Source organism: Filobacillus milosensis (assembly GCF_004402015.1).
Lineage (GTDB): Bacteria > Bacillota > Bacilli > Bacillales > Alkalibacillaceae > Filobacillus > Filobacillus milosensis.
Map to the genome: position 1 here is coordinate 157,993 of NZ_SOPW01000004.1, position 20,994 is coordinate 178,986.

At 35.4% G+C, this 20,994-nt stretch carries 22 protein-coding genes; 3 read left to right on the forward strand and 19 right to left on the reverse strand.

The features are described from left to right. Nucleotides 1–14: 14 nt before the first annotated feature. Nucleotides 15–677 carry an L-serine ammonia-lyase, iron-sulfur-dependent subunit beta gene (gene sdaAB, locus E3U55_RS05365; protein WP_134339321.1) on the reverse strand — a complete coding sequence of 221 codons (663 nt, stop codon included), beginning with the start codon at nt 675–677 and terminating at the stop codon, nt 15–17. Nucleotides 678–850: 173 nt separating this feature from the next. Between sdaAB and E3U55_RS05370 the strand changes: the two genes are divergently transcribed. Continuing rightward, nucleotides 851–2,116 carry an NCS2 family permease gene (locus E3U55_RS05370; protein WP_134339322.1) on the forward strand — a complete coding sequence of 422 codons (1,266 nt, stop codon included), beginning with the start codon at nt 851–853 and terminating at the stop codon, nt 2,114–2,116. Nucleotides 2,117–2,437: 321 nt separating this feature from the next. Here the strand turns inward: E3U55_RS05370 and E3U55_RS05375 are convergent, their stop codons facing one another. Both E3U55_RS05375 and E3U55_RS05380 read right to left on the reverse strand, forming a co-directional pair. Beyond that, nucleotides 2,438–4,111 (reverse strand): DAK2 domain-containing protein, encoded by a 1,674-nt coding sequence (locus E3U55_RS05375; RefSeq protein ID WP_134339323.1) that lies wholly within the window; start codon nt 4,109–4,111, stop codon nt 2,438–2,440. Nucleotides 4,112–4,148: 37 nt separating this feature from the next. After that, nucleotides 4,149–4,508, reverse strand: coding sequence for an Asp23/Gls24 family envelope stress response protein (locus E3U55_RS05380; protein WP_134339324.1), 360 nt, complete (start codon nt 4,506–4,508; stop codon nt 4,149–4,151). Between the two features lie 190 nt (nt 4,509–4,698). On the opposite strand from E3U55_RS05380, the gene rpmB reads away from it, so the two are divergent. Further along, nucleotides 4,699–4,887, forward strand: coding sequence for a 50S ribosomal protein L28 (rpmB, locus tag E3U55_RS05385; protein WP_134339325.1), 189 nt, complete (start codon nt 4,699–4,701; stop codon nt 4,885–4,887). A 52-nt stretch (nt 4,888–4,939) separates the two neighbouring features. Here rpmB and spoVM read toward each other — a convergent pair whose 3' ends face one another. From spoVM to E3U55_RS05455, 14 genes are all read right to left on the reverse strand, one after another. Beyond that, the gene (gene spoVM / locus E3U55_RS17940; protein ID WP_134339442.1) at nt 4,940–5,017 is read right to left on the reverse strand and encodes a stage V sporulation protein SpoVM; all 78 of its coding nucleotides are present in this window, start codon (nt 5,015–5,017) and stop codon (nt 4,940–4,942) included. Between the two features lie 42 nt (nt 5,018–5,059). Further along, the gene (locus E3U55_RS05395; protein ID WP_134339326.1) at nt 5,060–5,704 is read right to left on the reverse strand and encodes a thiamine diphosphokinase; all 645 of its coding nucleotides are present in this window, start codon (nt 5,702–5,704) and stop codon (nt 5,060–5,062) included. An 8-nt stretch (nt 5,705–5,712) separates the two neighbouring features. After that, nucleotides 5,713–6,363, reverse strand: coding sequence for a ribulose-phosphate 3-epimerase (rpe, locus tag E3U55_RS05400; RefSeq protein WP_134339327.1), 651 nt, complete (start codon nt 6,361–6,363; stop codon nt 5,713–5,715). Between the two features lies 1 nt (nt 6,364). Continuing rightward, nucleotides 6,365–7,246, reverse strand: a complete 882-nt coding sequence (gene rsgA / locus E3U55_RS05405; RefSeq protein WP_134339328.1) for a ribosome small subunit-dependent GTPase A — start codon at nt 7,244–7,246, stop codon at nt 6,365–6,367. Further along, nucleotides 7,247–9,220 (reverse strand): Stk1 family PASTA domain-containing Ser/Thr kinase, encoded by a 1,974-nt coding sequence (pknB, locus tag E3U55_RS05410; RefSeq protein ID WP_134339329.1) that lies wholly within the window; start codon nt 9,218–9,220, stop codon nt 7,247–7,249. Beyond that, on the reverse strand, nt 9,217–9,963 hold the full coding sequence (locus E3U55_RS05415; protein WP_134339330.1) for a Stp1/IreP family PP2C-type Ser/Thr phosphatase: 747 nt from the start codon (nt 9,961–9,963) through the stop codon (nt 9,217–9,219). Before E3U55_RS05415 ends, pknB begins: the two co-directional genes overlap by 4 nt. Before the next feature lie 35 nt (nt 9,964–9,998). After that, nucleotides 9,999–11,339: a 16S rRNA (cytosine(967)-C(5))-methyltransferase RsmB gene (gene rsmB / locus E3U55_RS05420; RefSeq protein ID WP_134339331.1), complete on the reverse strand. Its 1,341-nt coding sequence runs from the start codon at nt 11,337–11,339 to the stop codon at nt 9,999–10,001. A 4-nt stretch (nt 11,340–11,343) separates the two neighbouring features. After that, nucleotides 11,344–12,282 (reverse strand): methionyl-tRNA formyltransferase, encoded by a 939-nt coding sequence (gene fmt / locus E3U55_RS05425; RefSeq protein WP_134339332.1) that lies wholly within the window; start codon nt 12,280–12,282, stop codon nt 11,344–11,346. A gap of 13 nt (nt 12,283–12,295) precedes the next feature. Next, nucleotides 12,296–14,707 (reverse strand): primosomal protein N', encoded by a 2,412-nt coding sequence (priA, locus tag E3U55_RS05430; protein ID WP_134339333.1) that lies wholly within the window; start codon nt 14,705–14,707, stop codon nt 12,296–12,298. Further along, nucleotides 14,704–15,909, reverse strand: coding sequence for a bifunctional phosphopantothenoylcysteine decarboxylase/phosphopantothenate--cysteine ligase CoaBC (coaBC, locus tag E3U55_RS05435; RefSeq protein WP_134339334.1), 1,206 nt, complete (start codon nt 15,907–15,909; stop codon nt 14,704–14,706). The genes priA and coaBC overlap by 4 nt, the downstream gene beginning before the upstream one ends. A gap of 379 nt (nt 15,910–16,288) precedes the next feature. Beyond that, nucleotides 16,289–16,489 (reverse strand): DNA-directed RNA polymerase subunit omega, encoded by a 201-nt coding sequence (rpoZ, locus tag E3U55_RS05440; RefSeq protein WP_134339444.1) that lies wholly within the window; start codon nt 16,487–16,489, stop codon nt 16,289–16,291. Nucleotides 16,490–16,494: 5 nt separating this feature from the next. Continuing rightward, nucleotides 16,495–17,109, reverse strand: a complete 615-nt coding sequence (gene gmk, locus E3U55_RS05445; protein WP_134339335.1) for a guanylate kinase — start codon at nt 17,107–17,109, stop codon at nt 16,495–16,497. A gap of 12 nt (nt 17,110–17,121) precedes the next feature. Next, nucleotides 17,122–17,382 carry an extracellular matrix/biofilm regulator RemA gene (gene remA, locus E3U55_RS05450; RefSeq protein ID WP_134339336.1) on the reverse strand — a complete coding sequence of 87 codons (261 nt, stop codon included), beginning with the start codon at nt 17,380–17,382 and terminating at the stop codon, nt 17,122–17,124. 97 nt (nt 17,383–17,479) lie between these two features. After that, entirely contained in the window at nt 17,480–18,367 is an 888-nt protein-coding gene (locus tag E3U55_RS05455) for a YicC/YloC family endoribonuclease (RefSeq protein WP_134339337.1), read from the reverse strand. Nucleotides 18,368–18,508: 141 nt separating this feature from the next. Between E3U55_RS05455 and E3U55_RS05460 the strand changes: the two genes are divergently transcribed. After that, nucleotides 18,509–20,215, forward strand: coding sequence for an Rqc2 family fibronectin-binding protein (locus E3U55_RS05460; RefSeq protein WP_134339338.1), 1,707 nt, complete (start codon nt 18,509–18,511; stop codon nt 20,213–20,215). 119 nt (nt 20,216–20,334) lie between these two features. Here E3U55_RS05460 and E3U55_RS05465 read toward each other — a convergent pair whose 3' ends face one another. Next, a complete protein-coding gene (locus E3U55_RS05465) occupies nt 20,335–20,526 on the reverse strand; it encodes a hypothetical protein (RefSeq protein WP_228547477.1) in 192 nt (63 codons plus the stop codon). A 1-nt stretch (nt 20,527) separates the two neighbouring features. Continuing rightward, complete coding sequence (locus E3U55_RS05470; RefSeq protein ID WP_134339340.1) at nt 20,528–20,992, reverse strand: PH domain-containing protein; 465 nt, start codon at nt 20,990–20,992, stop codon at nt 20,528–20,530. Nucleotides 20,993–20,994: the final 2 nt, after the last annotated feature.

The window sequence follows — 20,994 nt, forward strand, 5'->3', positions numbered from 1 at the left end:
GTTCACTCCCTTTTCTACTCAGCGATCGTTACCACTTGTAAGATGTGGTCACACGTACTTAGTCGCTGCATGACTTCATCAGGAATAACTTGATCTGTCTCAATAACCATCATGGCATCTTTACCTTGTTCTTTACGAACAACTTCCATATGACCAACATTGATCTCTTTTTCAGCTAAAACTTTAGTTACAGAAGCAATCGCACCATAGCGATCATTATGCATCACAAGAATTGCTGGTGATCCACCAGACAATCTTAGTTCAAAGCCATTAAGTTCTGTAATTTCAGCTTTTCCACCACCAATTGAGATACCAACTAATTCAAAGTCGCCTTCGTCATCCCCGATTTTTATTCTCGCTGTATTTGGATGGTCAGAAGAACCTTCTTCTTCTATAAATTCAACTTCCATCCCTGCTTCCTTCGCAAAGTGAAAAGCATCTTTTATTCTATCATCAAACGTATCATAGTCTAACAAACCACCAATAATTGCCACGTCTGTTCCATGACCTTGGTAAGTCTTAGCAAATGAACCATATAAATAAACTTTTGCCCACTTTGGTTGACGGCCAAAGAGCTGTCTAGCCATTTTACCTATACGAGCGGCCCCAGCTGTATGTGAACTTGAAGGACCAATCATCACTGGACCAATAATATCAAATACCGATCTGAATTTCATTAAATGCACCACCTCATAACGTTCTACTTCTATTTTATCGAGAATTCAGCTAAATTCCAACTACTAATCGATAATAATAGAAACTTATTTGAAATTTAACCTAATTTATCGTTATAATGTCTTTTGGGTAACTACCCGGGCGGGCGAGGGCTAACAACAAAGAAGGAGTTTAAATGAAACAACTGAATAACCATAAATGGTCGACTGAAATCATTGCTGGTATCATCGGGTATTTAACAACTGTTTACATCGTCGCCGTTAATAGCTCGATATTAAGTGAGGCAGGGATTGACCGTGAGCAAGCGATGATTGCCACTATATTAGCAAGTTTTGTAGGTAGCATTCTAATTGGACTCTGGGCCAAGGTGCCAATCATCGTCATTCCAGGAATGGGAGTCAATGTCTTGTTTACATTCTCCATCGTACAGCAATATGATTTCACATATGCTGAAGGCTTAGGTATTGTAGTTGTATCAAGTTTGATTTTCTTAATAACTGCGATAACACCTTTAGGCGAAATGTTCAAACAAGCCGTACCCGATTCATTAAAGCATGGAATTACGATAGGGTTAGGGTTATTCCTGGTATTGATTGGTCTAGAAAACGGTGGATTAATCGTTAGTGGAGATTACTCCATTATTACTTTAGGCGATTTTTCTTCATCTACTGTAATTGTTAGTTTATTATCTTTAGCAGTTGGGATCATTTTATTTGTGAAAAATGTACCCGCAAACTTCTTAATAACCATGATAATTGGTACGTCGTTCGCCTCAATGTTTGGGGTTTTAGATACTCAAAAAGGTTCTATGCTTAATGTTAATGGCGTATTGGATTTAATAATTTTACCTGACTTTAGTCATATTGGAGAATTATTCTTTTGGGTTGCCGTATTACCATTATCAATTGTGTTAATATTTGAAAGTATGGGGTTAATCCATGGGCAATTAAGTATGCTTAATCGTCCAAATGCTTTTAAAAATGCTAATAAAAGTAGTGCTGTTTCAGCTTTGATTAGTGGATTCTTGGGAACATCACCCACAATACCTGCTGCAGAGAGTGCAGCTGTTATAGCTTCTAAAGCTAAAACAGGGATTGCAAGTATCGTTACTGGAATATTGTTTTTGTTAACCTTTTTGTTTATTCCTTACATTTCAATGATTCCATCCAGCGCAATCAGTCCAATATTAATTATTGTTGGAGTATTGATGATGCAAAATATTAGGCATATACAGATTGACGACCTGACAGAAGCTTTTCCAACATTTTTAATCATGTTTATGATACCGTTCACTTACAGCATTGCAGATGGAATGGCATTCGGTTTTATTGCTTATCCAATTATAAAAATTGTAACCAGACAAAAAGAACAATTATCACCAATACTCATAGTTATTTCAAGTCTATTTTTAATTGAATTTATTATAAAAGCTATATTATGATATTAAAACTCTTACAATAGGCCATCTCCTGATTGTAAGAGTTTTTTTCAAAGCTATGTTAAAGTTTAGTATTGATTTTAAGACATAGATTAAGTTGTTGAATTGTGATGAGCGAAGGTGGCGACTCCTGTGGGAACAGCACGAGCTGAAGATCCACTATGAAAGAAAAAGGTTTTTCTTTCACAGTTAGCTGAAGCCGTGCCCACGGAAAGCGTCCACCGAAAGCGAATCACAATATCAACAACGGACTTTAACAGAGACTTTTTCATAGAAAAAAGCTGAGACCAACACATTAATCTCAGCTTAAATATAAACATATTATTATTCCACAGAAAAAATATACGAATAAATCGGCTGTTTGCCTTCTATGACTTCAACTTCTATTTCGTCAAAGTTCTCTTCAATAAAGCTTTCAATCTGCTCAACTTCTTCGCTTGTACCTTCTTCACCCTGAAGAATTGTAACAATTTCATCTTCTTCATCATCAATCATTTGTTTTAGTAAATCAAAAATTGTTTTCATCTTATCTGTATCGACAGACTCAATACTACCATCCAAGATTCCCATGAAGTTACCTTCTTGAATCGTTTTTCCTTCAATCTGAGTATCTCTCACAGCATAAGTTACTTGGCCTGTTTTAACAAATTGTAATGCTTCACTCATCGCTTCATGATTTGCATTTAATTCTGCTTCTGGGTCGTATGAAAGCATTGCAGTCATTCCTTGTGGTACAGTTTTAGTTGGTACCACTTTAACATTACATTCAACTAACTCATCTGCCTGTTCAGCTGCCATAATAATGTTTTTATTATTAGGTAGCACTAATACATTATCTGCATTGGCTTCTTTAATTGCTTCAACAATATCCTGTGTGCTTGGATTCATCGTTTGGCCGCCTTCAATGACGATATCAGCATTCAGGCTTTCAAACATTGTTTTAATACCTGTACCCATTGCTACTGTAACAACAGCCATTTGAGAACGTTTCTTCTCTTTCTTCTGAGGAGCTGGTTGTTCTTTATCCAAGATAGCAGTATGTTGCTCACGCATATTCTCGATTTTCATATTGATTAAGCTACCGTAGCGCTGCCCAATTGTCATAACTTCACCAGGATATTCCGCGTGAATATGAACTTTAACGACATCATCATCTGAAACAACAAGTAATGAATCTCCGTGCTCACTTAATTCTTCACGATACTGTTGCTCATCAAATGGGTTTTTAGCCAGTTTATCTTCTTCAAACTTGACCATAAATTCTGTACAATAACCGAACTCAATGTCTTCAGTTTCCATAAAATCTTGGTGCATTTTATGGTGTTCTGCATTAACCATCTCGTCTAACGAAGGTTGAGAACTACTATGTTCAGGAAGTTCTTCTCCTTTTAATGAAGCTATAAAACCTTCATAAACCGTCACAAGACCTTGTCCACCACTATCAACAACACCTACTTCTTTAAGTACCGGTAATAATTCAGGTGTATGATCTAATGACTTCTTCGCTTCTTCGAGTACTGTTTCAAACCACTCAATTACAGAGTCAGAGCTTTTCACAGCTTCAGTTCCTGCTTTAGCTGCATCTTTGGCTACAGTTAAAATAGTTCCTTCAACTGGTTTCATAACTGCTTTGTATGCAGTATCAACACCAGCTTGTAAAGCTTCAGCTAAATCATATACTTCAAGTGTTTTCTTACCTTGAACACTTTTAGAAAAACCACGAAACAACTGTGATAATATAACTCCGGAGTTCCCTCGTGCTCCCATTAGTAAGCCCTTAGCTAAAGAATTAGCCACTTCTCCAAGATGAGCTGTATCAGCCTTCTCAACTTCTTTTGCTCCAGAAGTCATCGTTAGGTTCATATTTGTTCCTGTATCTCCATCGGGTACAGGAAAAACATTTAATGAATCAATCATATTTGCTTGATTTGACAAATGGTGTGCGCCAAGTAAGATCATCTGCGCAAATTGTTCACCATTCAACGTTCGATTAGACACTCTAGTTTCCTCCTTCATCCAAAAACAATGTCAATAATTAAGAAGTTACACGCACTCCATGTATGTAAATATTGACAGTGTTAACATCTAAGCCAATCATTTTCTTAAGTGAATATTTAACTTGGTTCTGTATATTATGAGCTACTTCAGATACTTTAGTTCCATAACCTACAATGATATACATATCAATATCAATGCTGTCGTCTTCATTTTTAACAACAACACCCTTAGAGAAATTTTCTTTTCCTAGTATTTCAGATAATCCATCTTTTATTTGTTTACGTGAAGCCATTCCTACAATACCATAACATTCAACTGCTGCACCACCAGCAATTGTTGTAATAACCTCTTTAGAGATTGAAACGGTACCATACTCATTACGTACTTCAATCGACATATCCATCCTCCTCGGTTCGTAACTACGGTTATTTTACTATAACGGAAATAAAATGAAAAGGCATTCTGTCCTGTCAAGCTAAAAAACTTGATAAGATGAATATCAATTATTGAAAACATATTGTCCATATGGTAAATTAGATAAGTAACGTTTTAGAGATATTTTTTCTGAAAGCTAGGAGGGAATTATAATGGCACGTAAATGTCATGTAACTGGACGCAAAACAACGACTGGTAACCATCGTTCACACGCAATGAACGCTAGTAAACGTAAATGGAAATCAAACGTACAAAAAGTTCGCATTATGGTAGACGGTAAACCTAAAAAAGTTTATGTTTCTGCTCGCGCACTTAAGTCTGGCAAAGTAGAACGCGTTTAATTTTCATTCATATACAAAAAAGCTACCTGATTAATATCAGGTAGCTTTTTTGTTATTTTTTAAAAAGACCCATAAGTCCGCGTACAAGACCTCCTAAGAACCTAGGAAGCTTAACTGTATAAAATTTCATCTTCCCCCTCCTATGCTACCAATCACGTACTATAACATACTCTTAATCGCGACTCTTTATAACTAATAATATGCCTGAATTAAAAAAATAAGTACCTTTTTTTTCAGACCATTCATTCGACACCGTTAAAGTTGACCCCTGTTTTATCATTCTATTCTCAAGTTCATATTTAAATCCTTTTAAAGTCAAATCCTCAACTGTATGTGTAAATGGTAAAAAAGAGATATAAGGGAAAGATGAATCTTTTTCTAACCAATGCTGACCAGGCGCTTTTAACGTCATCTGATTTTGATTATTGACTATCCAAGCATCAATGTCAGTATGAGCAAACTTAACCAACAAGTGAACATTAATCCAGGCATGATCTAATCGTCCACCTGTTGCTCCCAAAACATAAACCGTCGTTGGCTTTAAGTGTATTGCCTCAATAAAAGCTAATTCCAAATCTGTTTCATCTTTTTCATTTGGAAATTCCTTAACCAACTTAGCTTTATGTTTAATGGTTTCTAACTTTTCTGTATCAATAGAGTCAAAATCACCTATAACTAAATCAGGTTGAATGTTTGACTCTATTAAAGTGCTGGCTCCTTCATCGACACCAATCCAAAAATCTATGTCTTTATACTTATCCAATTTAGGAATTTCTTGTTTAGGTCCTGCAGCAACAATCCCAATTACTTGTTTCATATAAGCTCCTATTTCAAACTACTTTTAATAGATTTAATGGCTTTTTGACGATTGTCTTGGTTGAAAATAGCACTTCCAGCAACCAATACATCCGCTCCTGCGTCAACACAAGTTTTAGCCGTTCCTTTTTTGACGCCACCATCAATTTCAATTTCATACTTGTAGTTATGTTGTTTTCTTAATTCATCTAAAGCTTTAATTTTCGGTACAGTTGATTCAATGAATGACTGTCCACCAAACCCTGGGTTAACCGTCATGACTAACACTAAGTCCACATCACCTAAAATAGGTTCGATATGACTAACTGGTGTAGCTGGGTTAATAACAACCCCTGCTTTTGCACCTTCATTTTTAATTTGTTGAATCACTCTGTGTAAATGAGGACAAGCCTCTTGGTGAACTGAGATAATATCTGCGCCAGCTTCAACAAATGCTTTCACATAATTCTCAGGATTTTCGATCATTAAATGAACATCTAAAGGTAAAGATGTTTTGGGTCGTATGGCTTCAACAATTAGCGGACCGATTGTGATATTCGGAACAAAGTGTCCATCCATCACGTCAACATGGATATAATCAACGTCTGGTTCGACATCTTTGATTTCATCCCCTAATTTAGAAAAATCTGCAGAAAGAATCGATGGTGCAATTTTAGTCATATTAATACCTCGGCTTTCTTGATTTTATTTCTTCAAAGAAGTTTTGATAATGTTCATATCTAAACTGTGCGATGTCACCTTGTTTGACAGCTTCTTTTACCGCACATTTAGGTTCATTGATGTGTAAGCAACCTCTAAATTTACAAGAATCTTGAACTTCTAAAAATTCACTAAAACAAAAACGCAATTCTTCTAATTCAATTTCATCAAAATCCAATGAACTAAAACCGGGAGTATCTGCCACAAACCCTTTGCCAATTGGATATAATTCCACATGCCTTGTGGTATGTTTTCCTCGACCCAGACTTTTAGAAATATTATTCGTTTCAATTTCTAAACCTTGATCTAGTTGATTTAATAATGTTGATTTGCCTACTCCAGACTGGCCTGCTATTACAGAAAGTTTGTTTTTAAGATAAGGAAATATTTTTTCATTAAGATCATCCATCACTTTCGATACAACTAAGACATCATATCCAATGGTTTGATATACCTTGGTAAATTCATTTAGTTCATTAATTTGTTTTTCAGTTGTTAAATCTTCCTTAGTAAAAACAACTAATGGGTTAATATCTTTAAACTCGATCAAAGCTAAGAACCGATCCAATAATAATGGATTAAAGTCTGGTTCTACTAATGAACTGACGATAATAGCTTGATCAATATTAGCAACTGGTGGGCGTATAAGCTCATTTCTACGTTTTTCAACGTTTACAATGGTCCCACTTCCATCCTCTTGTGTCTCAATTTCAACATAATCACCTACTAAAGGCGTGATTTTCTTTTTACGAAAAAGACCACGACCTTTGCAGGTAATTACTTTATCTTCAACTAAAACATCATAGAAACCACTCAGAGCTTTTATTATTATGCCTTGGCCCATTTACTGATCCTCACTTGCTTCATCATACGAAATCACTTCTTCCATATATAATTCACCTTCTCTGTAAACCCGAAACCTCGCCGATTCACCTGGTTCAATTGTCAGTTTGATATCATAAGTTGTATCTGAATAAATAGTGTCCTCATAATTGAGATTACTGATATCGTGATCCATATCTTCTACGTAGATTTCCACACTTTGACCACGATTATTACCGTTTCCATTACCGTTACCCCTTTTACCATCATATTCGACAGTAAAAGATTCTTCGGTTGTCACCGGCTTTAAGTCAGGCCCTTTAGATATAAATACCTTGACCTCGTCACCTTTTTCTAATTGAGTATTTCTTGCAGGTTCTTGTCTGATTACTTCACCTTCAGGAACATCTTCAGAAAATTCTTCTTGTGTTATTAAAGACAATCCATTCTCTTTAATATAATTCTGAACTTCTTCCAGTGTCCAACCTTTTAATGATTGGAGGTTAATCTTAGGTGGCCCAGAACTTACATTAAAAATAACCTTTGTTTCTTCTGGAATAATTTTATCACCAGGTTCAGGCTGAATCTGTTCTATAATTTCGCCTTCAGGTAACTCTGATTCTCTATTAAATCGAATCACTTCTTGATAACCATTAGATTCTAAATAACGTTTCGTTTGCTCAAAAGATTTTCCTACGTAATTATTAAATTCTATTTTTTCTTTACCCAAACTCGTATATAAAGTAACAGTACTGCCTTCTTTTACTGTTTGTCCCTTATTTGGTGAAGTCCTAACGATTAAACCTTGTTTAACTGAGTCGGAAAAGACAGATTCTCGGTTAAACTCTAATCCTAAATCATTTAACTCATTAACAGCATCCTCAAAGGTTTCTCCAGCAAGTTGTGGAACTGTGACATCGTTCGGACTTAACCATTTAGGTAATAAAAATAAAGCGATCACAGCGGCTGTAATAATTAACGTTAAAAATGATAGTAGAATCGCGATCCATTTCTTGGATTTTTTACTTTTACCATTTGATGGCTCAGTTTGATTCATGACCATCGTATCCGCTTCATCTGTATAAGACATTGAATGTCTCTCAGAAATTACTGGCATCGCTTTAGTTGCTTCACCATCTTCAGTTGGTGGAATATATGGAGCCTCATTAAGACGATCAGAGTCTAATACAGTTGCGAGATCTTCTTGCATCTCCTCAATCGTTTGATATCGTTTCAGAGGGTCTTTTGCAGTCGATTTTAATAAGACATTTTCCACACTTTGCGGGATATCCTGGTTATAACCTTTAACAGATGGTGTCTCAACCTGCATATGCTTAAGGGCAATGGATACAGCTGATTCTCCTGAGAATGGAAGTTGTCCGGTTAATAACTCATATAAAACAATACCAAGAGAATATATATCTGATTTCTTAGTTGCTGTTCCTCCTCTGGCTTGTTCAGGTGAAATATAGTGAACAGAACCTATAACATTATTAGTTTTTGTTAAAGAGGTAGAACTTAATGCCATTGCAATTCCGAAGTCAGTAATCTTCACATTATTGTGCTGATCCACTAATATATTTTGGGGCTTAATGTCTCTATGAATAATGTCATTTTCATGTGCATGAGCGATTGCAGAACTTAACTGCGTCATAATATGTACAGCTTCATCAACAGTAATTGGACCATTTTGTTGGATATGTTGTTTTAACGTCATGCCCTCAACGTATTCCATTACGATATAATAAACGTCTTCTTCCTGTCCTACATCATAAAGGTTAACGATATGGTTATGTGATAGACTAATCGTCGATTCAGCTTCTCTACGAAAACGCTCAATAAACTCTTGGTCATTAGAATACTCTAACCTTAATATTTTTATGGCGACATTACGGTGTAAAATGAGGTCACGTGCTAAATAGACTCGAGCCATGCCTCCGCCGCCGATTGGTCTAATCAATTTGTAGCGATCATTTAAAACTCTACCAATCATCATGATGCTTCACCCGCTTTTCGTTGAACAACGATGACTGAAATATTATCCTCTCCACCATTTTCATTCGCAAGTGACACGAGGCTATTAACTTTATCTTCTAATGACTGATCAGTTAATAATATCTCATGAATTGTGTCATCTGTTAGTTTGTTAGATAATCCATCCGTACATGAAAGAATATAGTCTTCATCCCTCCACTGAAACGTGCTTACATCGATACGAACGCTCGATTCGGTCCCAACAGCATGTAGTAGAACATTTTTCTTTGGATGTGCTTCTGCTTCTTCCTCTGTCAGTTCCCCATTATTCACTAATTCTTGGACAAAGGAATGATCAACGGTGATTTGTTTTGCTTCATCTTCAGTTATATGGTATAAACGACTATCACCAACATGCGCAACAATTACGGAATCCTCAATAAACACTGTTGCAACAACAGTTGTCCCCATCCCAAAGCATTCTTGATTATCCTTTGCATACTCCAATACACGCTCATTAGTTGTATTTACTGCTTTATGTAGCCAGTCTTGAACATCATCGACTGACTTAAAATCATTTGTTTGTTCCCATAGTTCTTTGAGGTGAGTTGCTGTTAATTCACTAGCGATATCTCCAGCCTTATGTCCCCCCATACCGTCAGCAATGACAGTTAACATTTGCTCGGATTGATTATAGTAAATCCCCCCAGAATCTTCATTAATCTTTCTTACTTTCCCTACATCCGAAATAAAACACGCATTCATTCAATCGGTCACCTCAATTTTTCAAACAGATTTATTTACTCTTTATATTTTAATCTAGTAATAAAAAATCCGTCTGCATTAAAATCTTGTGGGAATATTTGAATCCCATACTCAGTAATACCTTCTAAGTCTTTACAGCTATCTGGTAACTCATCAAAAAATTGTTGATCGACTTCTAAATGAGGATATGTTTTTAGAACATTCTTGATTTGTTCCTCATTTTCTTCACGGTCAACTGTACAAGTGCTGTAAACCATTTTGCCATCTTTTTTTAGAAGTGGTATGACTGAATCCAATAATTCTCTTTGAATTTTTGCTAGATCATGGATGTCAGATTCCTTTTTATTGTATTTAATATCTGGCTTACTTCGTAATACTCCTAGTCCAGAGCAAGGTGCATCTAATAATATTCGGTCAAAAGACTCTTTCTGGTGCTTCTCCCCAAGATTTCTACTATCAATCGCACCAGTTTGTATATTAGTTAAATCTAGTTCATTTGCTTTCTCTTTTACTAACTTAACTTTCTTTGCATGAAGGTCATAAGCAAAAATTTCACCTTGATTTTCCATCTTTTCAGAAATATGTGTGGCTTTACCTCCCGGAGCACTACATGCATCTAAAACAGTCATCCCTGACTTTACATCCAGCATTTCTGACACTAGCATCGATGTTTCATCTTGAATAGTTATTTGCGAAGGAAAGAGTTTACTAGCTAATGGATTACCAGAAACAATATTCAACCCTTGATTACTTAGAGTGGATTTCTCAGTATCTATTCCTTCATTTTGTAATTCAGATTGAGCTTTATCTATTGTCGTTTTTAAGGGTTGGATACGAACAGATAAACTCTTTGATTTTAAATTGGATTCACACATTTTACGTGTTAATTCCAAACCATACATGTTTGACCATCGATCTACTAACCAGTAAGGGTGACTAGTCTTAATGGACAATCGTTCTATTGGGTCTTCTATTGACTCAATAGATGGAAGACCTTTTCGCTGAACACTTCTTAACACACCATTAACAAACCCACTAGTTCCACGGTGCCCTCTCTTTTTAGCAATAGCTACGGCTTCATTAATAATAGCGTGGTCTGGGATTCTTTCCAAAAACTCCATTTGATAAACAGATAAATAAAGTAACCACTTAACCCATGGATCCATTTTCTTTTTAACAAATGGTTTTAAGAAAAACTCCAACGTTAATCGATGTTGTAATGTTCCATAAACAATTTCGGTTAATAACCCTTTATCCTTTTCCGATACATCATTTCTTGAAATAGCTTGATTAATTAATATATGACTAAAACCACCGCTTTCTCCAACTTGAGTAAGTAGTTTTAATGCAATCTCTCTAACGCTTTGCTTAGCCATTTAATCATCCTAACTGGTTGCCTATCTGGAAATAATCATTTGAACCTTTTAAGAAGTCCTCTGTTTTCATTCTTTTCTTGCCTGCTATTTGTAATTCAATGATTTTAATAGCTTTGCCATCACCAGTGGCGATTACGACTCCCTCATCATCAATATCAATAATCGTTCCAGGACTTTTTTCAGATTTATGGTGACTTTTTTCAGCCCACCAAACCTTAATATTTTTACCTTGATAACTAGTATAAGCGACTGGCCAAGGGTGTAAACCGCGTATATGATTATAAATTTGTTCCTGTGGCTTGTTCCAATCGATTTGTTCTTCATCTCTTTTAATATTGTAAGCAAATGTCGCCTCATTATCGTTTTGAGGCAATGGTGTAATCTCTTTAGAAAAGAGCTTAGGTAACGTTTCCATTAATAAATTCGCACCTAAACCAGAAAGTTTATCATGAAGTGTTCCAACATGATCATTTTCCTCTATTGGTAATGAACGTTGTGAAATTATATCCCCAGCATCCAGGGCTTCAGCCATATACATAATCGTAATCCCTGTTTCCTTTTTTCCTTGAATAATGGCGTAGTGAATAGGTGCGCCACCTCTTAATTCAGGTAAAAGCGATGCATGCACATTTACACTGCCAAACTCAGGGTGTTCAAGAATACCTTTCGGCAAAATTTGACCGTAAGCAGCAGTCACAATTAAATCAGGATTATAAGCTAAAATGTCTTCATAATTGTTTCTAATTTTTTCAGGCTGATGAACTGGAATATTATATTCTAATGCTTTTTCTTTAACCGGTGGTGGTGTAAGAACTTTCTTTCTGCCTTTGGGTCTGTCAGGCTGCGTCACAGCAGCTACTACTTCATATTCTGAATCAATTAATGCTTGTAAAACAGGAACACTGAAATCAGGAGTCCCCATAAATATAATTCGTTTTGTCATGATAAATCCCTTCTTACATAAAGTGATATGGTTCAAAATCAATTGTTAATTGAAGTTGGTTTTGGTTCATTTCTTTTCTAAAATGGTTCAGTACTTCTTTAAGTGCGTCATCGACATACTCTCTCTTTTTATATTTTAACATGCATTGATAACGGTAGCGATTTTTGATTCGAAGCATTGGAGATGGAGTTGGTCCCATCAATTGACAATTACCCGTAGTATTTTGTGCGATAATCGTTGCTACTTGTTTTGATGCTTCTATAGCTGCTACATGATTATCATGAGAGATATTAATTAATGCTAAATAAAAATATGGTGGGTATTGAAACTGTCGTCTAACTTCCATTTCTTTTTCATAAAAAGCTGAATAATCATATTGACTTGCCAGTTGGACACTATAATGCTCGGGTGTGTAAGTTTGGACAACTACTTGGCCAGGCAATTCATGTCTTCCGGCACGACCACTAACTTGAGTTAACAATTGAAAAGATTTTTCTGAAGCTCTAAAGTCAGGTAAATGCAACATAGAATCTGCCGCAATAACACCGACTAGCGTAACATTCTTAAAGTCTAATCCCTTAGCAATCATCTGTGTACCTAGTAAAATATCAGCTTCATGATTACCAAATTGATTTAATAATTTCTCATGAGCCCCTTTACGACTTGTAGTATCAACATCCATTCGAATCACACGTGCATCTGGAAAGTGAATGTTTAATGCTTCTTCCACTTTCTGAGTCCCGGTACCAAAAAAACGTATGGCATCGCTTTCGCAGTTTGGACAAACATTTGGCATCGGTCGTTCATCACTACAATAATGACATTTTAATTTGTTAAATTTACGGTGGTATGTCATAGATATATCACAATGATTACAGTTAATCGTTTCACCACAATCACGACACATCACGAAAGTCGAATACCCTCGTCTGTTAAGCATTAAAACAACTTGTTCGTTATTTTCCAAACGTTGGTTGATTTGATCTGTTAAGGCCTGAGAGAACATTGAACGATTTCCCTGATGCAGTTCCTGTCTCATATCCACAATTTCCACTTCCGGCATGGATTGCTCATTAACACGTTCAGTTAATTCCAGGAGATGATAGACCCCTTTCGAAGCTCGTGCAAAGGATTCTAAGGTTGGAGTAGCACTCCCTAATACCACTGGACAATTATGATGAGCAGCTCGCTGTTTTGCGACTTCTCTTGCGTGATACTTAGGATAATCCTCCTGCTTATAAGTTTGTTCATGTTCTTCATCAATAATAATGATTCCGATATTTTCAAATGGCGCAAAGATGGCTGACCTTGCCCCTACGACTACACGTACTTCCTTACGATGAATTTTACGCCACTCATCATATTTCTCGCCTTGGGATAATCCACTATGTAATACAGCGACTTCATCACCGAACCTTGCCTTAAACCTCGATACCATTTGAGGTGTTAAGGCGATTTCTGGTACAAGAACAATCGCTTCTTCACCTTTATCTAACACACGTTGAATGGATTGAAGATAGATTTCAGTCTTACCACTACCTGTTACGCCGTGAAGTAGAAATGTATGGTGTTGTTCATCATCAATCGCATTTAGAATCGGTGTAATCGCTTGTTTTTGATAGTTTGTCAACGTTAAAGGAGTAGTTGATTCATTGTTTTTGCCTTCAAAAGGATCTCGATAGACTTCCTTTTGTTCAATCTTTAATAACCCTTTTTTCACTAATGCATCAATGGGTGCTTTAGTTATATTCAAAAGACTTTGAAGTTCTTTCAACAAAATTGGTTCATGATGTTCAATGAAATAATCTAATATATCTTTTTGTTTTTTGGCATTACCGCTTAAATTTTCTGCTTCCTCCATAAGAATATGAAGGTCTACATTATGTTCTACAAACGATTGTTTTTTTATCCGGTTTTTACCTTTAACAATGTATTTGATATCAATTAATTGATTTTTTACATACCTTTTAACCTCAGAATCACTGATATTACTTTGCTCTAATTCACTAAAAGGAAACACTTCTCGACCCTGTGCAACAGCATTTAATTGTTCTGGCAAACTTGTTTCTTCTTCAATTAACCAAACTTCCTTATCATATGAAGCTTTAAAAACTGCAGGAAGCATAGCCTGTAAAGCAGAAATTCTATAACATAGTGTTTCCGTTTGAAGCCATGTAGATAATTCTAGTAGTTCTTGAGTTAAAATTGGCGTATAATCCATGATTTCCTCAATGAACTTAAGTTGTTCAAACTCACTTTCATCAGCTAAACCTATAACAAAGCCCATTATTTTACGAGGGCCGAACGGAACAATTACTCTGATACCTGGTTGAATAACTTCTTCTAAATGTGTGGGAATTTGATAATCAAATGTTGCATCAATTGGAGAAGCAGCTACATCTACAATTACTTTTGCGACACTCACTCAGATTCCCCCATCATATCATTAATAAAAATATCAAATAATTTCTTAGATATTTCTTGTTTAGATCGGGTTGAAATTGAAAATTCCTCTCCTTTTTGAGTCAGAACATACACTTCATTTTGATCTGATTGAAATCCAATCTCTTTATTACCGATGTCGTTAACAACAATAGCATCTAAGTTCTTCTTACTTAACTTCTCTCTTCCATAATGTAAAATGTTATCCGTTTCTGCTGCAAAACCAACGACGTATTGATGTGTCTTTTTTAGCCCTATGGTCTTTAATATATCTTGGGTTCGTTCAAGTTCTAGAGTTAATGGTCCTTCTTTCTTTTTCATTTTTTGGTCCATTTGATATTTTGGTTTGTAATCAGCAACTGCAGCCGATTTGATTACAATATCCTGTGTATCGAAATTTTCTAGAACAGCTTGATACATTTCTTGAGCTGTACTTACTTTTATTGTATTAATTCCAGCAATCGCCTTCAGGTGGACAGGTCCTGAAACAAGTGTCACATCCGCACCTAATTTCTTCGCCTCTTCAGCTAATGCATATCCCATTTTTCCTGATGAATGATTAGTAAAATATCTAACAGCATCGACGGATTCCTTAGTTGGCCCAGCTGTAATTAATACTTTCTTCCCTTTTAAAGGCTGCACTTGAGATTCGGACTCTTCAATTACTCTAATAATATTTTCTGGTTCTTCCAATCTTCCCTTCCCAACATAACCACAAGCCAAATAACCATCACCAGGCTCAATAAACTTATAGCCATAGTGATCTAGAGTTAATAGGTTTTCTTTTACAGCAGGATGATCATACATATGAACGTTCATCGCTGGCGCAATATAAACAGGTGCAGTTGTTGCTAATAAAGTAGTGGTTAACATGTCATCAGCTAAACCATTAGCGATGCGCCCTAATAAATGTGCAGTAGCAGGAGCTAAAATCACTAAATCTGCCCAATCAGCTAAATCGATATGTGCTATTTTTTCTGGGTTCTTTTCATCAAAAGCATTCGTATACACTGGGTTCCGTGATAAAGCCTGAAATGTTAAAGGTGTAACAAATTCAGTAGCTCCTTCTGTCATTATAACTTTTACTTCAGCCCCACTTTGCACTAATTTACTAGTTAATGCACAAGCTTTATAAGCAGCTATTCCACCTGATACGCCTAGTACAACTTTTTTCCCTTGTAACATTGTTTTCTCCTCCATTAGAGTTAATTTAAACTCCGTTAGGTCTTGATAGTAGTTTAACATGTATGAATAATCATACTTACAAATGCTATGCTAAAGTTTGAAGTTGATTCTACGAATCGCTACAGGCGGACGCTTACCGCGGGCACGGCCTCAACTTCCCCAAACTCACTACCGTTCGTTTTGCGTGATTTTCGGCTCGTGCTGTTCCCGCAGGTGTCGCCGCCTTTCGCTTTTCATATACAATATCCTATATATCAACATTAAGCTTTAACAACGCCTTGCAAAAAGAAGAACAACCTGAACTTCAGGTTGTTCTTCAGACAAAATACATTCAGACTAAAACTTTCAACCCAATCTCAGTCTAAAATGATCTATCAAGTTATACGACATCCTCATCTAATGTCAATTTTTCATCCATAATTTCTTCTAACGCCACACCAACGTTTTTGGTTGATTGAGGTGCTTCAACCATTACATTATCAACATCCTGCAATTCACGAGCACGTTTAGAAGAAACAATAACTAACGCATATTTTGAATTAATTTTAGTTAATAAGTTATCTACAGACGGTTCTAAAATCACAATTATTCACTCCCTAAAGCTTTTTTATATTGCTTTGAAACACGCTCACGCTTACAGTGTTCACTAACCACAATGGACTGTATACGTCTAACAGCGCGTTCAATTTCATCATTGACAACCACATAATCATAAGCATCCATCATATCGATTTCTTTCTTTGCTTCCATTAATCGATTACGGATTAAATCTTCAGACTCTGTTCCACGACCAATAATTCGATTCTTTAATTCTTCTAGGCTTGGTGGAAACAAGAAAATGTATACACCTTGAGGGAAACTCTCTCTTACTTTCATAGCACCTTGCACTTCAATTTCAAGAAATACGTCTTTACCAGACTCCAAAGTATCCTTTACATACTGTTTTGGCGTGCCATAGTAATTCCCTACATATTCAGCGTATTCAATTAATTCATCTTGTTCAATCATTTCTTCAAACTGTTCTCTAGATTTAAAGAAATAATCTATACCATTTTGTTCGCCTTCACGAGGTTGGCGTGTAGTAACAGAAATTGAATATTGCAATTCTGAGTCTTCCTCAAACAATTGCTTTCTTACCGTACCCTTTCCTACTCCGGAAGGGCCTGATAATATAAATAAAATCCCTTGCTCATCCTTCAAAACTTGATCCTCCTAGTTGTCAATGTTCATATCTTCATTAACGACACGTTGTCCTACTGTTTCTGGTTGTACAGCCGATAAAATAACATGATCACTATCTGTAATAATTACAGCTCTTGTGCGTCGTCCATATGTAGCGTCTACTAATTTGTTAGCATCTCTTGCTACTGTAATAATTCGCTTAATCGGGGCTGACTCGGGTGACACAATCGAAATAATACGATTGGCTGAAACAACATTACCGAACCCGATATTAATAAGTTTTAAATTCATTTCATACTCCCCTAACTGTTAATTTTATCATTAAATTTATTTGTTTGTTTTTTCTATAATTATTATTATAGTCTAAAAATAGGTAAAATCTCAAATATTATTCAATATTTTGTACTTGTTCTTTAATTTTCTCTATTTCACTTTTTAATGCTACAACAATCTTACTAATTCGAACATCATTTGATTTAGAACCAATTGTATTCGTTTCTCGTAATAGTTCTTGTGTAATAAAATCTAATTTCCTTCCTATAGGTTGATGAAGATTAACCGCCTCTTGAACTTGAGCGACATGGGAAAATAATCGTGTAATTTCTTCGGTTATATCTGATTTATCGGTTAAGATTGCAACTTCTTGAATAATACGCGACTCATCTTGCGCTGTATCATTCAAGTGGGAATGAATGCGTTCTTTAATTCTTTCCTGATATTCTTTCTGAATCGTATCAATATGTTGCTCTAGCTCATTTGTATAATCTTTAACATTATTGATTCGATTTAATACTTCTACTTTTAATGCTGCCCCTTCATCCTGACGCATAGCATTAACTTTCTGAAGAACCTCTTCTAATAATTCTATTATTTTATCTTGTACCTCTCCATCGACTTCAGCATTCTCTTCTTCTATAAAAATCCCTTCCAATTGAAGAAGGTCTTCAAACTCAATGTCACTTGATATGTCTCTTTTTTCCTTTATTTCTTCAAGTGCTTTTAAGTATTGATCTAATGTCTTCCAATTAACTTGTATGTCTTTAGAACGAACGCCTTCACCAGAAATGTTAATAAATACATCAATTCGCCCGCGGTTAAAATACTGTCTAATTTTTTGTTTCATCGCATCTTCAAATCCCAGGAATTCTCTTGGCATTTTAAATGAAAAATCTAGAAAACGATGATTAACTGTCTTGACTTCAATTGAAATGGTGGTTTGGTCTATTTTACCTTGAGCTTGACCGAAACCAGTCATGCTATTTACCAATTGCTTCACCTACTCCATTCTTTTATGTGACAAAACGACTACTTATTTATTGTTGCATTAAATAAACAACTTTTTCAATAGTTATCCTTTTACCCCTAACGTTTTAAATATTATTCATGCTATACTATTCTTCGTATAGAGGTGATTATTATGGCATTTGATGGAATCGTAACTCGAGCCGTCACTGAAGAGCTTCAACAAGAATTATCAAGCGGACGAATTACAAAAATTTATCAACCAACTGAAACAGAACTTATTTTTACAATTCGTAAAAATGGTCAGAACAAACATTTACTTATTTCAATTCACCCGAATTATTCGCGTGTTCATTTAACCGATGAGAAATATAACAACCCAAAAGAGCCTCCGATGTTTTGTATGGTATTACGGAAACACTTGAGCGCTGGTTTTATTGAAACAGTTGAGCAAGTAGAATTAGAACGGATTATTCACATATCTGTTCGCAGCAAAGATGAAATTGGTGATGAGAAAAATAAAACACTTATTATTGAAATCATGGGTAAACATAGTAATGTTATTTTAGTTGACCCTGAACGTGAGATGATTTTAGATAGCTTTAAACATATTAGCTCACTCCAGAATCGACATCGTTCTATTTTACCTGGTCAAAATTATGTATCACCACCAGATCAAGGAAAGATGAATCCATTAAAACTGGACAGTGAATCCTTTGTACGGAAATTGGACTTCAACCAGGGAAAAATGGATAGACAGATATTGAATTTAATAATGGGCGTGTCTCCGAATGTAACTCAAGCTATAGCAGGAAAAGCTTATCTTGGCACAGCAGATACGTATAAACAAGTTTTTGAAGAGTTTAAACAACAGTTATCTGATCATGATTATGCACCTTTTATAACTACTGGTAAAAAAGATGATTTTCATGTACTTGATTTAGTTAGCCAAAATGATGACAAAGTATCCTATGATCAAGTAAGCGAAATGTTAAACCAGTTTTACAAAGGAAAAGCTGAACGTGACCGAGTTAAGGGTAGAACTCACGATTTAATGCGTTGGCTAAAAAATGAGCGGGACAAAAACTTACGTAAAATCAAAAAGCATGAAAAAACATTAAAGAAAGCTGAAAAAGCCGATGAATACCAGAAAAAAGGTGAGCTTTTAACCGCCCATATGCACATGATTAAATTCGGTGATACTCAAGTGAGTGTCATGGATTATTACGATCCCGAACAAAGTGAATTAACTATTGAGCTTGACCCAAATAAATCTCCTAGCCAAAACGCTCAGCATTATTTTAAAAACTATCAAAAGCTGAAAAAGTCTAAAGAAATTGTATTAGTAGAAATTGATAAAGCTAAAGAAGAAATTGATTATTTTGAACGACTCATTCAACAACTTGAACAAGCACGTGAGGAAGATATTGAAGATATTCGTGAGGAATTACAAGAACAAGGCTATATTAAACAAAAACAACAATCTAAAAAGAAAAAAGGTAAAAAGAAAATTCAACCCGATTACTACCAAGCATCAGACGGTACGGAGATTGTAGTTGGACGAAATAATAAACAGAATGAATTTGTTACTAACCGTATGGCAAGTAAAGATGATGTCTGGTTGCATACAAAGGATATTCCAGGTTCCCATGTAATTATTCGCTCAAACGAACCAAGCGAAGACACTTTAGCAGAAGCTGCAACCATTGCTGCATTTTATAGTAAAGCAAAACATTCTTCTTCAGTCCCGGTGGATTATACGTTTGTTAAACACGTTAAAAAACCAAATGGTGCAAAACCTGGATACGTAATTTATGACAATCAACAAACGCTTTATGTCACACCTGATGAAAATAAGATCAATCAATTAAAGCAAAAATAAAAGGTTTACACTGTATGGCCTTTTAAATAATTCGTTTATGATCTTTATAAGCGAACACTTACAAAAAACAAGGCACTTTGGAATACATTCCAGAGTGCCTTGTTTTAAACTAAAATGACCTACATAAAAATTTTAGAAATAACAATTAATCCAAAAGTTAATATAAAACAGCCTATGAAAAAGTAACCTATAATTCTTATAGGTAATGGAAGATGATTCATTCTTGCAGGTTTAGTAGGCATGCCCTCTACTTTTTGAAAGTGATCAACAACATCATTAAAAGGTTTATTCGGCCCATTGTTATTAGACAATTCAATCCCTCCTATTATACCCATCACTTATATTTACCTTAACATCAGGACTGCGTTTTTTAATCTCAGATATAAAGGACTGTTTGTCTTCAGGTGAAATTTTGACACTTCCCATCCAACCTGACTTATAAAAAACTTCTAAAGCATCTCTTGAGGACAATAACCGATAACCTGTAAAAATATCTTTAGTTGTAGTAATTAATGTAATTTCTTCATAACTAATTTTACTTCTAACAGGTCCAGCCTTTACCAACAAATAGTCTTCAAACATAGTATATTTAATATCAAATGACACCCATACAATAAACCCAGTTGTGACAATAAATATTGATAAAAGCATAAGTAATATTCCATCGGTCATTTCGGGGTCAAATAAAATTGGCCATAGGATAGCAATCCCCGTGATTATGATTGAAATACATATAATATTAATAAAAAATTGATCAACTTTTGAACGAAAGACCATAA

What these genes read in the sequence shown, in the direction of transcription:
- sdaAB (WP_134339321.1), bottom strand. Translation starts at nt 677, where the DNA reads ATGAAATTCAGATCGGTATTTGATATTATTGGTCCAGTGATGATTGGT.
- E3U55_RS05370 (WP_134339322.1), top strand. Translation starts at nt 851, where the DNA reads ATGAAACAACTGAATAACCATAAATGGTCGACTGAAATCATTGCTGGT.
- E3U55_RS05380 (WP_134339324.1), bottom strand. Translation starts at nt 4,508, where the DNA reads ATGTCGATTGAAGTACGTAATGAGTATGGTACCGTTTCAATCTCTAAA.
- rpmB (WP_134339325.1), top strand. Translation starts at nt 4,699, where the DNA reads ATGGCACGTAAATGTCATGTAACTGGACGCAAAACAACGACTGGTAAC.
- spoVM (WP_134339442.1), bottom strand. Translation starts at nt 5,017, where the DNA reads ATGAAATTTTATACAGTTAAGCTTCCTAGGTTCTTAGGAGGTCTTGTA.
- E3U55_RS05395 (WP_134339326.1), bottom strand. Translation starts at nt 5,704, where the DNA reads ATGAAACAAGTAATTGGGATTGTTGCTGCAGGACCTAAACAAGAAATT.
- rpe (WP_134339327.1), bottom strand. Translation starts at nt 6,363, where the DNA reads ATGACTAAAATTGCACCATCGATTCTTTCTGCAGATTTTTCTAAATTA.
- rsgA (WP_134339328.1), bottom strand. Translation starts at nt 7,246, where the DNA reads ATGGGCCAAGGCATAATAATAAAAGCTCTGAGTGGTTTCTATGATGTT.
- pknB (WP_134339329.1), bottom strand. Translation starts at nt 9,220, where the DNA reads ATGATGATTGGTAGAGTTTTAAATGATCGCTACAAATTGATTAGACCA.
- E3U55_RS05415 (WP_134339330.1), bottom strand. Translation starts at nt 9,963, where the DNA reads ATGAATGCGTGTTTTATTTCGGATGTAGGGAAAGTAAGAAAGATTAAT.
- rsmB (WP_134339331.1), bottom strand. Translation starts at nt 11,339, where the DNA reads ATGGCTAAGCAAAGCGTTAGAGAGATTGCATTAAAACTACTTACTCAA.
- fmt (WP_134339332.1), bottom strand. Translation starts at nt 12,282, where the DNA reads ATGACAAAACGAATTATATTTATGGGGACTCCTGATTTCAGTGTTCCT.
- coaBC (WP_134339334.1), bottom strand. Translation starts at nt 15,909, where the DNA reads ATGTTACAAGGGAAAAAAGTTGTACTAGGCGTATCAGGTGGAATAGCT.
- remA (WP_134339336.1), bottom strand. Translation starts at nt 17,382, where the DNA reads ATGAATTTAAAACTTATTAATATCGGGTTCGGTAATGTTGTTTCAGCC.
- E3U55_RS05460 (WP_134339338.1), top strand. Translation starts at nt 18,509, where the DNA reads ATGGCATTTGATGGAATCGTAACTCGAGCCGTCACTGAAGAGCTTCAA.
- E3U55_RS05470 (WP_134339340.1), bottom strand. Translation starts at nt 20,992, where the DNA reads ATGGTCTTTCGTTCAAAAGTTGATCAATTTTTTATTAATATTATATGT.